At 73.9% G+C, this 12,488-nt stretch carries 11 protein-coding genes; 6 read left to right on the forward strand and 5 right to left on the reverse strand.

What is annotated here, in order from left to right; translation table 11 throughout:
• The first annotated feature begins 22 nt into the window (after positions 1-22).
• Complete coding sequence (locus ABZ937_RS13730; protein ID WP_361690463.1) at positions 23-1,366, forward strand: PLP-dependent aminotransferase family protein; 1,344 nt, start codon at positions 23-25, stop codon at positions 1,364-1,366.
• Between the two features lie 48 nt (positions 1,367-1,414).
• On the opposite strand, the gene ABZ937_RS13735 is transcribed toward ABZ937_RS13730, so the two are convergent.
• Positions 1,415-2,350 (reverse strand): hypothetical protein, encoded by a 936-nt coding sequence (locus ABZ937_RS13735; RefSeq protein WP_361690466.1) that lies wholly within the window; start codon positions 2,348-2,350, stop codon positions 1,415-1,417.
• 219 nt (positions 2,351-2,569) lie between these two features.
• Positions 2,570-3,052 carry a hypothetical protein gene (locus ABZ937_RS13740; RefSeq protein ID WP_361690469.1) on the reverse strand — a complete coding sequence of 161 codons (483 nt, stop codon included), beginning with the start codon at positions 3,050-3,052 and terminating at the stop codon, positions 2,570-2,572.
• A 177-nt stretch (positions 3,053-3,229) separates the two neighbouring features.
• Between ABZ937_RS13740 and ABZ937_RS13745 the strand changes: the two genes are divergently transcribed.
• Positions 3,230-4,393: a PP2C family protein-serine/threonine phosphatase gene (locus tag ABZ937_RS13745; RefSeq protein WP_361690888.1), complete on the forward strand. Its 1,164-nt coding sequence runs from the start codon at positions 3,230-3,232 to the stop codon at positions 4,391-4,393.
• Positions 4,394-4,502: 109 nt separating this feature from the next.
• On the forward strand, positions 4,503-5,621 hold the full coding sequence (locus tag ABZ937_RS13750; RefSeq protein ID WP_361690472.1) for a hypothetical protein: 1,119 nt from the start codon (positions 4,503-4,505) through the stop codon (positions 5,619-5,621).
• A 3-nt stretch (positions 5,622-5,624) separates the two neighbouring features.
• On the opposite strand, the gene ABZ937_RS13755 is transcribed toward ABZ937_RS13750, so the two are convergent.
• Entirely contained in the window at positions 5,625-7,595 is a 1,971-nt protein-coding gene (locus tag ABZ937_RS13755) for an Ig-like domain repeat protein (RefSeq protein ID WP_361690475.1), read from the reverse strand.
• A gap of 123 nt (positions 7,596-7,718) precedes the next feature.
• Positions 7,719-8,960: an amidohydrolase gene (locus tag ABZ937_RS13760; RefSeq protein WP_361690478.1), complete on the reverse strand. Its 1,242-nt coding sequence runs from the start codon at positions 8,958-8,960 to the stop codon at positions 7,719-7,721.
• A 96-nt stretch (positions 8,961-9,056) separates the two neighbouring features.
• On the opposite strand from ABZ937_RS13760, the gene ABZ937_RS13765 reads away from it, so the two are divergent.
• From ABZ937_RS13765 to ABZ937_RS13775, 3 genes are all read left to right on the forward strand, one after another.
• Entirely contained in the window at positions 9,057-9,917 is an 861-nt protein-coding gene (locus tag ABZ937_RS13765; RefSeq protein ID WP_361690481.1) for a helix-turn-helix transcriptional regulator, read from the forward strand.
• Positions 9,895-10,053: a DUF397 domain-containing protein gene (locus ABZ937_RS13770; protein WP_361690891.1), complete on the forward strand. Its 159-nt coding sequence runs from the start codon at positions 9,895-9,897 to the stop codon at positions 10,051-10,053. Before ABZ937_RS13765 ends, ABZ937_RS13770 begins: the two co-directional genes overlap by 23 nt.
• Positions 10,054-10,319: 266 nt before the next feature.
• Positions 10,320-11,663: a helix-turn-helix transcriptional regulator gene (locus ABZ937_RS13775; RefSeq protein WP_361690484.1), complete on the forward strand. Its 1,344-nt coding sequence runs from the start codon at positions 10,320-10,322 to the stop codon at positions 11,661-11,663.
• 3 nt (positions 11,664-11,666) lie between these two features.
• Here the strand turns inward: ABZ937_RS13775 and ABZ937_RS13780 are convergent, their stop codons facing one another.
• Positions 11,667-12,458 carry a hypothetical protein gene (locus ABZ937_RS13780; RefSeq protein WP_361690487.1) on the reverse strand — a complete coding sequence of 264 codons (792 nt, stop codon included), beginning with the start codon at positions 12,456-12,458 and terminating at the stop codon, positions 11,667-11,669.
• Positions 12,459-12,488 lie beyond the last annotated feature (30 nt).

The following is a 12,488-nucleotide window of genomic DNA, read 5'->3' on the forward strand; positions in this document are numbered from 1 at the left end:
GGGTGGGACATCAGGGGGACTTGTGGGCGACTTTCGGCGTATCGCCGACCGGATCGCGGCCGACATCACCGGCGGACTGCTCCGGCCCGGCCAACGGCTGCCGCCGCAGCGGGCGTTCGCGCGGCGGCACGGCATCGCCCCGTCGACGGCGGGGCGGGTGTACGCCGAACTCGTGCGCCGGGGGCTGGTGGTGGGCGAGGTCGGGCGGGGCACGTTCGTGCGGGCCGGCGCGCCGGACGGGCGGCCGGGGCGCGTCCTGGCCGGGGCGGCCGGGGACCCGCCGGTGGACCTGGAGCTGAGCCACCCCTGCGCGCCCGGCCAGTCGGAGCTGCTGGCCCCGGCCCTGGCGCCGCTGCTGCGGCCGGACGCGCTCGGCCAGGCGCTGCGGCCGGCCGCCGCCGAGGGCACCCCGGCGGCCCGGGCGTCGGTCGCCGGGCTGCTGGCGCGTAGCGGGCTGCGGACCGCTCCGGGCCGCGTCCTGTTCACGGGCAGCGCCCGCCAGGCGATCGCCGCCACCCTGGCAGCCCTGGTCCGGCCCGGCGGCCGGGTCGGGGTGGAATCCCTGACGTATCCGCTGGTCAAGGAGATCGCGGCCCGCCTCGGGCTGGTCCTCGTGCCGCTCGCCACGGACGCGGAGGGGCTCGTGCCGGAGGCCGTGGCCGCCGCCCACCGGGGCGCTCCGCTGTCCGCCCTCTACGTCCAGCCGACCCTGCACAATCCGACCTCGCGGACGACGGGCGCCGGGCGGCTGCGGGAACTGGCCGACTGTGTCCACAGGCTGGGGATACCGGTGGTGGAGGACCGGGTCTGGTCCTTCCTGCACCCGGGCGGCACACCTCCGCTGGCCGCGCTCGCGCCGGGACTGGTGCACCTGGTGGACGGCCTGTCCCAGCGGGTGACGCCCGGCCTCACCGTCGGCTTCGTCGTCGTACCGGAGGACCGGGTCGAGGCGGTGGCGCGGGCCGTTCGGTCCGGTGGGTGGAGCGCGGGCTCCTTCGCGCTGGAGGCGGCTGTGCGGTGGCTCGGCGACGGCACCGTGGACCGGCTGGCGGCCGCCAAGCGGCAGCACGCGCGGCGGCGGCAGCGGCTGGTCGCGGAGAAACTGGCCGGGTTCGCCGTACGGTCCGATCCGGCCGCGTTCTTCGCCTGGTGGGAGCTGCCCGCACCGTGGCGGGCGGACACCTTCACGGCCGCCGCGCGGGCGCACGGGATCGCCGTCACCCCGGGCACGGCCTTCTCCGTCGGCCCGGGCCGGGCCCCGGACGCGGTCAGGCTCGGGCTCGGGTCGGTGTCGGAGTCGCGGTTGGCGCGGGCGTTGGCGACTCTCGCCGGCGTCGCACGGAGCGGGGCAGCCGCAGGTGGCTGAGGGCGTCGTGGACCGCGCCCGTCGCCGGGTGGGACGTGTCGGCCGGGGTCAGGCTGCGGCCGATCCGTCGGCCCGGGTCGGTGCCGGAGGCGCAGCCGGGGCGGGCGCCGGGGATTCTCGCCGGCGTCGCACGGAGCGGGGCAGGTGCAGGTGGCGGGTGAGCCAGGTGAGGAGGGCCACGGTCAGGCCGAGGGCGAGCAGCAGCCAGCCTGCCGTGCGCAGGGTGCCGGTGAGGGCGTCGTAGACCGCGCCCGCCGCCGGGTGGGACACGTCGGGGGGCAGGTCGGCCAGGGTCAGGCCGCGGCCGACGGTGAGGGCGAGGACGAGCAGGCCGCCGCCCAGGGCCGTACCGAGGGCGGTGGCGGCGACGGCCCGGCGCCGGCGGACGGCGAGCGCGATCCCGCCGACGGCGAAGGCGACGGACGCCACCGGAAGCCAGAGGCCGGCGACTTCGAGCACGTGGAACCCCTTCCGCAGCGCGGTCAGCCGGCCCGCGGGGAGCACGGCGACCGCGGTGTGCGCCACCGGGATACGCGCGGCGAGCGGCACATGGTCATGGGTGAGCTGGCGTTTGACCTGGGCGGTGACGGGGGCCAGGTCGACGGTCACCTCGCTGTCGTCCTCCTCGCGCAGGGCGCGCAGGACGGCGTCGTGGGTGATCCGGTTGCCGGTGTCCCAGGCCAGCCGGAAGGCCCGCGTCTGGGTGAAGGAGCGCACCGCGTCGTGGACGAACGGGCGGACCGAGCCGCGGACCGGGCGGACGTCCAGGTGCTGGTCCACCGCGCGCCAGATGCCGTCACCGACCGTGTCCACGACGGCCTCCCGCACGGCCGGGTCGGCGGCGAGCGGCGCCATCGTGGTGACGTACCGGCCCGTGTCGGCGATGCCGTACGCCGCCCAGGCCGCCAGCGCGCCGAACGGCGCGAGGAGGCAGGACAGCGCGGTCAGTACGGCCGACAGGGCGCTCCTGAGGCGTGAGGGCACGCTTCCAGGCAAGGACGGCGGGGGCCGGGCCGCGACCGGGAGGACTGCATTCGGGCGGCGGAAGGACCCCCTTGGCGGAACTGGGGTTTCCGCTCTCCGGTGGAGGGTTCGCCCGAACGGGTGTTTCCTGGTGCTGGGGTGAAAAGTGGGGACACAGGGGAACGCGTGGGCCCCGGCCGGGTCGGCCGGGGCCCATGCGTGCACCGCCGCGGAACCCGCTCAGCGGATCCGGCGGCCGGACGCGTCCTCCCGCGTGTAGTAGCGGTAGAAGAAGACGGCGAAGGTGACCGCCGACACCGCCAGGGCCATCCCCACGGACCGCAGGACCGACGCGCCGGTCTCGCTGTAGAGGAACCCGAACGCGCAGCCGACGAACGCCGTCCACAGCAGGGCGTGCGCCTCCCGCCGCATCCGCGGGGCCAGCGCCAGCAGGGCCATGCACAGCCCCGCGAACACCAGCGCGCTGACGAAGCCGAGCAGCAGGTTCCAGCCGGTGATCCCGCCGCCGGACCGGTTGTTGGCCGCCACCCAGTAGCCGTAGACCAGGCCCAGCGCGACCGGGACGCCGATCCGGGCCATCGCGTGGGTGCGGGCGTCGAACACGTCGGGTGTGCGCGCGAGCGCGCCGGCCGGCCGGCGCTCCACCGCGGCCGTGCCGCCGGGCCGGGGCATTCCGCCGGGCGCGGGTGCCGCATGAGCCATGGGAGCACTCCTCTCTCCTCGCCCCCGATTTCTCCTCGCCCCGAGCTGCCTCGCTACCAGCGCACACCGGGGGACCCGGCCTGGCAAGTCGGCCAGGAGGGTGACGAGTGCCCGGATGCGGGCGGTTCTCCCCCGTGTTTCGCTGAGGGACATGGAGGGCTGTCCGCCGTGACGGAGATGGCGTACGGGCGGCGGCGCCCGCTGCTGCGGGTCCACGGGCGGAGCGTCGCGTGGCTGCCGCCCCTGCTGCTGCTCGTCGGGATCATCCTGCTGGACTTCGCCACCGGCGAGGACTTCCGGATCATCACGTGGATCGTCCTGGTCCCGGGCATCGCCGCCGCGATCTGCGGGGTGTGGACGACGGCCGCCTACGGCGTGGTGTCGGTGGTGACCTACTTCGTGGTGGACAGCGCCTGGCCCGAGCAGTACAAGGCCGGATTCGGCGACTTCCTGCTGGTCGCCCTCGGCGGCGCCCTGGCCACCCTGGCCGCCGTGGTGCGCATGCGGCAGGAACGGCAGATGCTGCACATGCGGGACATCGCCGAGACCACCCGGCGTACCGTGCTGCGCCCGCTGCCGCCCCGCTGGGCCGGGCTCGACCACGCGGGCGTGTATCTGGCCGCCGACGTGGACGCCCGGGTCGGCGGCGACTTCTACGACATCCAGCCCGGCCTGCACGGCACCCGGGTCCTCGTCGGCGACGTGCAGGGCAAGGGCCTGGGCGCGGTGGAGGCCGCCGCCGCGCTGCTCGGCACCTTCCGCGAGGCCGGCTACCACGAGCGGGACCTCGCGACCGTCGCCGACCGCCTGGAGATCCGGATGCACCGGCACCGCCGGCACACCACCGCGCTCGGCCGGGACGACGGCGACCGCTTCGCCACCGCCGTGCTCATCGGCTTCCCCGAGGACGCCCCGGAGACGATCGAGGTCGTGAACTTCGGCCACGAGCCCCCGCTCGCCGTCGGCCCGCGCGGGGTGCGCGAGCTGCCCAGCGGCGACGGGCTGCCGCTCGGCCTCGGCGACCTCGGCGAGGGGCTGCCGCCCGTGCACCGGGTGCCGCTGGCCGACGACGAGACGCTGCTGCTGGTCACCGACGGGGTGACCGAGGCCCGCGACGAGCCCGGCGCGTTCTACCCGCTGGCCCGCGAGGTCACCCGCGCGGTCCGCGCCGACCCGCGCCGCGCCGAGCCCCGGCGGCTGGTCGGGCGGGTCCGCGACGGCGTCCTGCGGCACAGCGGGGGCCGGCTGGGGGACGACACCACGATCTTCGCGGTGCGGCGGGCGACGGGCGCCGGGGGCACGCCGGGCGAAGACCCCGAACAGGGGCGTTTGCGGTCCTGAGGCGCCGATCGGCGGCGGCAGCGGCTACGGTGCTGGCTGGAGAGCGGATCTACGGGGTCCTCGGGTCCGGAGGGTTCACGGGGTTCGCAGCGTGACAGGGGGAGGCACGATGCCCGGAACCGTGCTGCTGCTCGCGGCCTCGCCGCTGGGCCGGGGGCGCCTGGTGGACGCGGCCGGGGTCCTGCCGGTGCTGGCAGCCGTCGCCCCCGCCGTGCTGTCCGGCACCGACACCGCGAACGTCGTCGAACTCGCCGACCCGCTGGAACCGCAGGCGGTCCTCACCCGGCTGCGGGCCGCGGCGGCCACGCCGGCCCCGCTCACGGTGTACATCGCCGGCCAGCTGCACCTGGACCGCCGTCAGCACCGGCTCCATCTGGCCCTGGCCCGCACCACCCCGGCCACCACCCGCTACACGGCACTGCCCTGGCAGTGGATCCGCGAGGAGCTGCGCCTGCGCTCGGCCGCGGACACCGCCCTGGTCCTCGATCTGCACGCGGACGCCGAGGCCTGGCGCCACATCGCCGAACGCGGCCTCGACTGCGGCCCGCACACCGCCGTCTACGGCCGTGTCGCCCCGCCCGCGACCCGGCGGGGCCTGGCCGAGCCGGCGTACATGAAGACGGTCGCCACCCTCCTGCGCAGCGGCCACCGGCCCCCGCTGGACGCCCTGCACCAGCAGACCCTCGCCCGCATCCCGCAGGAGACGGCGGGCAACCTGCTGCTGGCCCACGGCGGGGGCCGTAGTCCGGGGTTCCCCGTCACTCCCGCCGCCGCTCCCGCTCCCGCTCCCCCGGCCGCCCGACCCGCCGATCCGCACGCCGACATCCGGGCCGCCGTGGAGGCCGGGCGGCACGGCGAGGCCGACGGGATCGCCGCCCGGTTCGAGGAGGACGCCCTGCGGGCGCACGGCGCCGGGTCCGAGCAGGCGTTGCACTGGAGCGAGGTGCGGGCCGATCTGGCGATGTTCGCCGGGGACCCCGCACGCAGCTGCCGGGTCTGGATGGGCGTGGCCGGGGCGCGGCTGGCCGCCGGGCAGGCGGTGGACGCGCCCGCCGTGGAGACGGCCGTGGACCGCGCCCACCACCAGTGGGCCCACATCAAGGACGCGGCGCGGGCCCGTGAACTCGGGCTCGCGCTCGCGGAGTTGCGGCTGAGGGTGCCGGGCCGCCGGCGCGGCGCGCTGGAGAACGTCCAGCGGCAGCTGCGCCAGCTCCAGGCGGCCCCGTAGCCCTTACCGGGTGAAGGTGAGGTACTTCCAGGCGCCGTGCGTCGTGGAGTTCACGGTGTCACCGGAGGCGCTGTTGATGTACGACGAGCGGACCCGGAAGCGCCAGCCGACGTCCTCGCCGTGGTCGCCGGTGATGCGCACCTTGGACACGCCGTCGGAGCCCAGCTTGAAGTAGGAGGGGTCACCCGGGTACCAGCGGCCCTGGTAGTACACCTCGAACTCGAACTTCTGCGACCGGCCCGGGAAGTACGACATCTTCGTCGTGACCAGCGGGTCCTTGGTCTTGTGGAAGAAGTAGTACGTGTGGCCCCACGCCGACTGCGCCTTGTAGTGGTTGGAGACCGACGTGGACACGTTGACCCGGGCGCCGACCGTGCTGGCCGCCGAGGCCGGCTTGTAGCGGGAGTCGCCCGCGAATTTCGCGGTGACCTTGGTGTCCCGCTTCAGGTCCAGGGTGACCGACAGGTAGCCGTCGGAGTTGACCTTGCCGGACTTCACCAGCTTGTTCGGCTTGTCGCCGCCGAACGGGTCGGCCCAGATCTCCACCGTACGGTTCTTGTAGGTCTTCCCGAGGTGGGCCGTGAACTTCACGTCCTTGCCGTACGAGTAGACCTTGCCGTTGTTGTTGACCGTCAGGCTCGGCTTGGCGCGGGAGACCTCGACGGAGTCCGAGCCGGAGCCGGCCGCGTGGTCGGCGTCGCCGGCGTAGGCCACCGTGTACTTCACCTTGCCGCCGGCCGGCGGGATGTCGGTGAAGGAGAACGTGCCGTCCGCCTTGGTGGTCGCCGCCGCGAGGGCCTTGCCCTTCGGGGACTCCAGGTCGGTGCGGGTGACGGTCAGCCTGGTGCCGGCCGGGACGGGCGCCTTGGAGGTGACCTTGCCCTTGACGGTGAGCTGCTTGGCGCGGGTGGCGGTGGCCGGCGCGTCCACGGTGACGGTGGCGACCGCCTTGGTGGGCGCGGTGAGGACGCGCAGGGAGTAGACGCCGTCGCTGTTGTACGACACCGCGAACAGACGGGGCGCGTCGGGCGCCCAGGCGAGGCCGGAGTCGGCGAGTTCGTCGGAGCCGCTGGTGTGGCCCGTGTTCGGGAAGTCGTACTCCCGCACGGTGGTGGTGGCGCCGGGCTTGTAGACGTAGACGTCCGGGTTGTACCAGCCGTCCACGCCGGCCGCGACCGTGCCGTCCGGGGCGATGGCCACCGCGTTCGGGTAGGTGTCGCTGGCGTAGGTGCCGTCCGGCGTGAGGTCGGCGGTCTTGAACACCGGGTGGTGGTACGGCCATCCGCTCGCGGTGACGACGTCCTTGCCGTCGGGTGTGACGGCGATGTCCCGCAGGTTCTCACCGGCCGACGCGGACGCGAGGCGGGTGGCGGTGCCCGAGGAGACGTCGTACGAGACCACGGTCCCGGAGCTGTCGCCGGTCTGTCCGCCCAGCAGGACGTTCGATCCGGGCGCCGCGTCGAGGATCGGGGCGGAGTACCAGCCCTTGTCCTGGTCGAGGGTGACCTCGTGCTGCTCGCTCGTGAGGTCGACCGAGCCGATGTTGCCCTGGGCGGCACCGCCGTAGCCGAACCACAGCCGGCCGCCCGCGAGGGCGACGCTGCGCGGCTGGTCACCGGTCGTGTACCGGGTGGGCGTCACGGTGTCGGTGGCGGTCTCGACGACCGCGATCTCGTCCGTGTCCTTCACGGCCGCGTACAGCGTGCCCGAGTCGGCGGACAGTTCGAGACCGGTGACGCCCGGCAGCGAGGTCAGCTGCTTGACGACGTTGCCCGAGTAGTCCGTGACGACGATCTTGCCGTTGTTCGGGTCGCTGACGAAGACCTGGTCGTGGACGCCGTCGACCACGATGTCACCGATCTGCTTGACCGGCAGGGCCTTGCTGGTGTCGGCGAACGCCGGAGCGGCGGCCAGCGCCGCCGAGCTGAAGAGGACCGCCAGGGTGGTGGCGGCCGTGAGAGAGCGCTTGCGCACGCTGATTCGAACCCCCCGGAACGAATGAAAAAGACGTGGGTGCCCGCGCGGACACGGCCGAATGTGAGCCCCCTGTGCATGAGCCGTGTGCGCCGCGCGTGGCGAGTGTGCGCAAAGACTAGGTCATGCCACCGACAACAACGCCAGGGCCCCGGAGACCAGAGTCCGGACACCCGGGGCAACCGTGGACAGGTCGGGCGCGAAGTGGGGGCTGTGGTTGCTCGGGACGCCCGAGAATTTTTCCGGGAGCGTGTCGCCGGGCGCCTGCTCCCACACCTCGGCGGGGGTGGTGGTGACGAACCAGTACGCGTACGGGATCGAGCCGAGCGCCAGCTCGGGGAAGTCCTCGCTGCCCATCGCCGGGCCCGGGTCGAACACCGTGCCCGCGCCGAACACCTCGCCGTGCACGGCGGCCACGGCGGCGTCCGTACCGGCGTCGTTCACGGTCACCGGGAAGGTGGTGCCGAGGGTCACGTCCGGCTCGCGCGGGCAGCCGGCGGCCAGGCACTCGCCGAGCGCGATACGCCGGATCGCCGCCAGCATCCGCCGCCGGACCGCCTCCGACTGGGTACGCAGGTTCAGCGCGATGCGCGCCTCGGCGGGAATGATGTTGTGCCGGGTACCGGCCTCGATCCGCCCCACGGTCAGCACCGCGGACTCACCGGCGGCGATCTCCCGCGACACCACCGTCTGCAACCGCGTGACCAGGTAGGCGGCGGTCACCACGGGGTCGACGGTCGTCTCCGGCCGCGAACCGTGCCCGCCCCGCCCGTACACCACGATGTCCACGTCCGTCGCCGCGGACATGATCAGTCCGGGAGAGTGCGGATACAGCCCCGCCGGGCCCGGCGCCGCATGCTGCCCCAGCAGGACGTCCGGCCGCCCGAACCGCTCGTACAGCCCGTCGGCGACCATCCGGACCGCGCCCTGCCCGGTCTCCTCGGCGGGCTGCCCCACCACCAGCAGCGTCCCGCGCCAGGCATCCCGCCCGGCCGCCAGCGCCGCGGCGGCCCCGGCCAGCCAGGTGACGTGCAGATCGTGCCCGCAGGCGTGCATGAGCCCGGCCGTCTCGGAGGCGTACGGCAGCCCGGTCTCCTCCCGGACCGGCAGCGCGTCCATGTCGGCGCGCAGCAGGACGGTCGGCCCGTCCCCGTTGCGCAGGGCCCCGACGACGCCGGTGCCGCCGACCCCCTCGGCGGTGTCGTACCCCGCCGTCCTGAGCCGCTCGGCCAGCTTCCCCGCGGTGCGGTGCTCGCGCAGGGACAGCTCGGGATGGCGGTGCAGGTCGCGGTACATGTCCTCCAGGCCGGTGACCGGGAGGTCGGAGGTGAGGTCCAGTGCGGTGCGCGCGGCGGATGACGTCACGGTCGCAGCGTAGGTCGGTTTCGCCGTTTCCGGCACCTGCGGGCGACCACTCCGTTACGCTCAGCGACAGTCCGATCGCAGGGGGTGCCTCACGCCATGGTCAACATCCGCGCACTCGACCCCAGTGCCTCTCCACTGGACTACTTCGGCTCGGAGCTACGGAGAAAACGGGAAGCGGCGGGGCTGACGCAGAAGGAACTGGGCGCGATCGTCTTCTGCACGGGCTCCCTGATCGGCCAGATCGAGACGACGCTGAAGGTTCCGACGCGGGAGTTCGCCGAACGGGTGGACGCGGCGCTGATGACGGACGGGTTCTTCTCGCGGTTGGTGGGGTTGGTTCTGCGGAGCCAGTTGCCTACGTGGTTTCAGCCGTATGCGGAGATGGAGGCGAAGGCGACCTACATCTCGACGTATCAGGCGCAGATGGTCTACGGCCTTCTGCAGACCGAGGCGTACGCACGTGCCGTGCTGGCGACTGGTATGCCGGACAGGCTCGATGAGCTGGTGGCGGCACGTATGGAGCGTCAGCGCCTCCTGGCGCGCGAGCAGCCGCCGTTGACCTGGGTCGTCCTGGATGAGGCGGCTCTGCACAGGCCGATCGGCGGTCGTGAGGTCATGCGTGACCAACTGGCCCACCTGTTGAGCTTCCGCGACGACAGGTGGGTGCGCGTCCAGGTGCTGCCGTTCCGCGCTGGTGAACACGCCAGTCTCATCGGGTCGTTCAATGCACTGCGCTTCGCTGATGACCCGGACATCGTGTACACCGAAGACCTGATCTCGGGGCACATGACGGCCAACCCGGACACTGTCAGGGAAGCAGCCCTTCGTTACGCTCACTTGCAGGCCTCCGCCCTCTCCGTAGAGGATTCGGCGGCACTGATCATCCGCGTGATGGAGGAACGCTATGGACATCAGCCAGCGGCTGAAGACAGCGATGTGGCGGAAGTCCAGCTATAGCGGCAATACCGGAGGTGATTGCGTAGAGGTCGCCGACCTCCCCGCCCTCATCGCCATCCGTGACTCCAAGAAGCCCGACGCCGCGCACCTCACCGTGACTCCCCGGGCGTGGGCTGTCTTCGTCAGCGCTGTCTGACCTCAACGGCATGCGCCGCCGGCGCTGGCGCCTCCGCCTTCGCCGGGCCGGCGTTCGCCGCGATGAGCAGGGCCGCCGCGGCGATCACGGCCGCCGTTACGGCCCTCCGTGCGGTGGGGCGTGCGTAGGGTGCGGATGTACGTCCGTGCACGGCGACCTCGCAACACAACAGCGACCTGTTAAGCATGCTTAATACGCCGTTTAACCTAGGGGCTGCCGGAGCCTAACGGCAAGGGGTGACTGGGCAGTTGGGGGGCGTAGGGGTCATGCGGGAGAGGGATGATCCGGAGGTCGTCGGGCGGCGCGTGCAGCGGCTGCGGGCCCAACGTGGTCTGACACAGCGCCAGTTGGCGGAGCCCGCGTACACGCCCGCCTACATCTCCACCCTGGAGGCGGGGCGCGTGCGGGCCTCCGACGAGGCGCTGCGGCACATCGCGGAGCGGCTCGGCGTCGCCTTCGAGGAGCTGGCCGTGGGTCGGCCCGCCCACCTCGCCACCGATCTGCGGCTGCGGCTCACCGAGGCCCAGCGGGTCCTCGCCGACGGGCGGGCCGAGGAGGCCGCCGCGCAGTACGCCGTGCTGCGCGGCGAGGCGGAGGCCCACGGACTGGGCGGCGAACAGTGCGCCGCCCTGCTCGGGCTCGGCGAATGTGCCTTGGAAACCGGGCAGTTGGGCGAGGCGCGGGAGTACTTCGAGCAGGCCGAGGGGCGGCTGACCGGGAAGACCCTCCCCGAGCGCGTGCCCGCCGTACGCGGCCGGGCCGTCGCCCACTACCTCGCCGGTGAACTCCGGTACGCCGTCTACCTCCTGGAGTCCACCCTCGACGAGCTGAACCGCGGCGGGCTGCACGACCCCGACGCCCTGCTCCTGCTCTACGCCAGCGTCATCGGCCCGTACATGGACATGGGCGCCCACGCCCGCGCCGCCCAGGCCGCCGAGTTCGCCCTCGCGCTCGCCCCGCAGGCCGGCGACCCCGCGCTGATCGCCCGGATGCACCGCTCGGTCGCCCGTACCCTGCTCGCCGAGGGCCGGGTCGCCGAGGCCGACGCGTCCCTGGCCAAGGCGGCCGAGCTGTACCGCCAGCTGCGCCTGCGCACCGAGCTGGCCAACTGCCACTGGATGCGCGGCTACGTCTGCGCGCAGAACGGCGAGCTGGACCGCGCCGAGGGCGAGCTGCGGCAGGCCCACGCCATGCTCGCGCAGAGCCGGGCCGCGCTGTACCGCAGCCAGGCCGCCGTCGAACTCGCCGACGTCCTGCACCGGCGGGGCAAGTCCCAGGAGGCCGCCGAGCTGCTGGAGGGCGTCCTCGGCGACTTCTCCTCCGAGCGCGGCGCCGTCCACGCCGCCGCCGCGCACCGCCTCCTCGGCATCATCGCCGAGGACGCCCGGGACACCGAGGCCGCCGAGGAGCACTACGTCCGCGCCCTCAGCCTGCTGGAACGCGCGGGTGCCGCCGGCGACCTCGCCGACCTGTGCCGCCTCCTCGGCGACCTGCTCCGCCGCACCGGCCGCACCGAGGCCGCCCTGGACGCGTACCGCACCGGTCTGGGCCACCGCACCACCCCCGGCACCACCACCCTGGGCCCGGCCCCCGCCCAGCCCCCGCTGTGAGCGTCACACCTGCGCCCGGCCCTGCCTGCGGATGTCCGCAAGGCGCAGGGCGCCGATCTGCACGGCGGCCTGCGTCGCGTCGTTCGGTACGTCGCCGAGGCCGCCGTTGGTGAGGGCGAACGCGTCCTCGCCGACCCGGACGGCGGCCACGTCCAGGGTGAGCAGGTACTCCTGCCCGTCGGCGTCCGTACTGGCCAGGGAGACCCGCAGGCCCTGCCGCACGTCCCCGACCTCCGGCAGCGGGGCGTTCACGACCTGCACGTCCTCCACGAGCCCGAGCTGCGTGGTGGCCGTGAACCGCGCGCACTGCTGCGGCATCGTGCCCAGCCAGGTCAGCACGGCGTCCACGTCCGCCGGGCGGCGGGCGCCGATCTGGTAGCGCAGCTGGGCCTCGGTGTCGGCGTCGTCCAGGCCGATCGCCACCCGGCCCGGGGCGCCGAGGAGTTCGTCGCTGTAGAGGGCGTCCAGCAGCCGCTGGCACTCCCCGGCCGACGTCTGCGCCTTCAGCAGGCCGTCCCGCCAGGTGGCCGCGCCGGTCGTGGCGGTCCAGGGCGCGCCGAGGTCGGTCTGCGTGATCAGAGCGGCCTGCGCCTGCTCGTCGGTGAGGGTGGAACCGTCGGGCCGCGCCGGCGCCTTGGACGGGACCGCCGACCGGTCGACCGTCGGCAGGGGCTGCGGCGCGCTCGCCGGGTGCCGCAGCCCGAGGGCCGCGACGGCGCCGCCGGCCAGCAGACCGGTGGCGAGGAGGGGCAGGAGGACGGCACGGGGTATGCGGGGGCGTATCGCGGGGGACATCGGTGCCTCCTGAGCTGCGTGCGACCGGCC

Origin of the sequence: Streptomyces sp. NPDC046727 (assembly GCF_040645635.1) — a bacterium.
Taxonomy (GTDB): domain Bacteria; phylum Actinomycetota; class Actinomycetes; order Streptomycetales; family Streptomycetaceae; genus Streptomyces.

Coding starts and splice junctions, on each gene's coding strand:
- ABZ937_RS13780 (WP_361690487.1), bottom strand. CDS start 12,458: ATGTCCCCCGCGATACGCCCCCGCATACCCCGTGCCGTCCTCCTGCCC.
- ABZ937_RS13770 (WP_361690891.1), top strand. CDS start 9,895: ATGTGGCGGAAGTCCAGCTATAGCGGCAATACCGGAGGTGATTGCGTA.
- ABZ937_RS13745 (WP_361690888.1), top strand. CDS start 3,230: ATGGCGTACGGGCGGCGGCGCCCGCTGCTGCGGGTCCACGGGCGGAGC.
- ABZ937_RS13775 (WP_361690484.1), top strand. CDS start 10,320: ATGCGGGAGAGGGATGATCCGGAGGTCGTCGGGCGGCGCGTGCAGCGG.
- ABZ937_RS13765 (WP_361690481.1), top strand. CDS start 9,057: ATGGTCAACATCCGCGCACTCGACCCCAGTGCCTCTCCACTGGACTAC.
- ABZ937_RS13740 (WP_361690469.1), bottom strand. CDS start 3,052: ATGGCTCATGCGGCACCCGCGCCCGGCGGAATGCCCCGGCCCGGCGGC.
- ABZ937_RS13750 (WP_361690472.1), top strand. CDS start 4,503: ATGCCCGGAACCGTGCTGCTGCTCGCGGCCTCGCCGCTGGGCCGGGGG.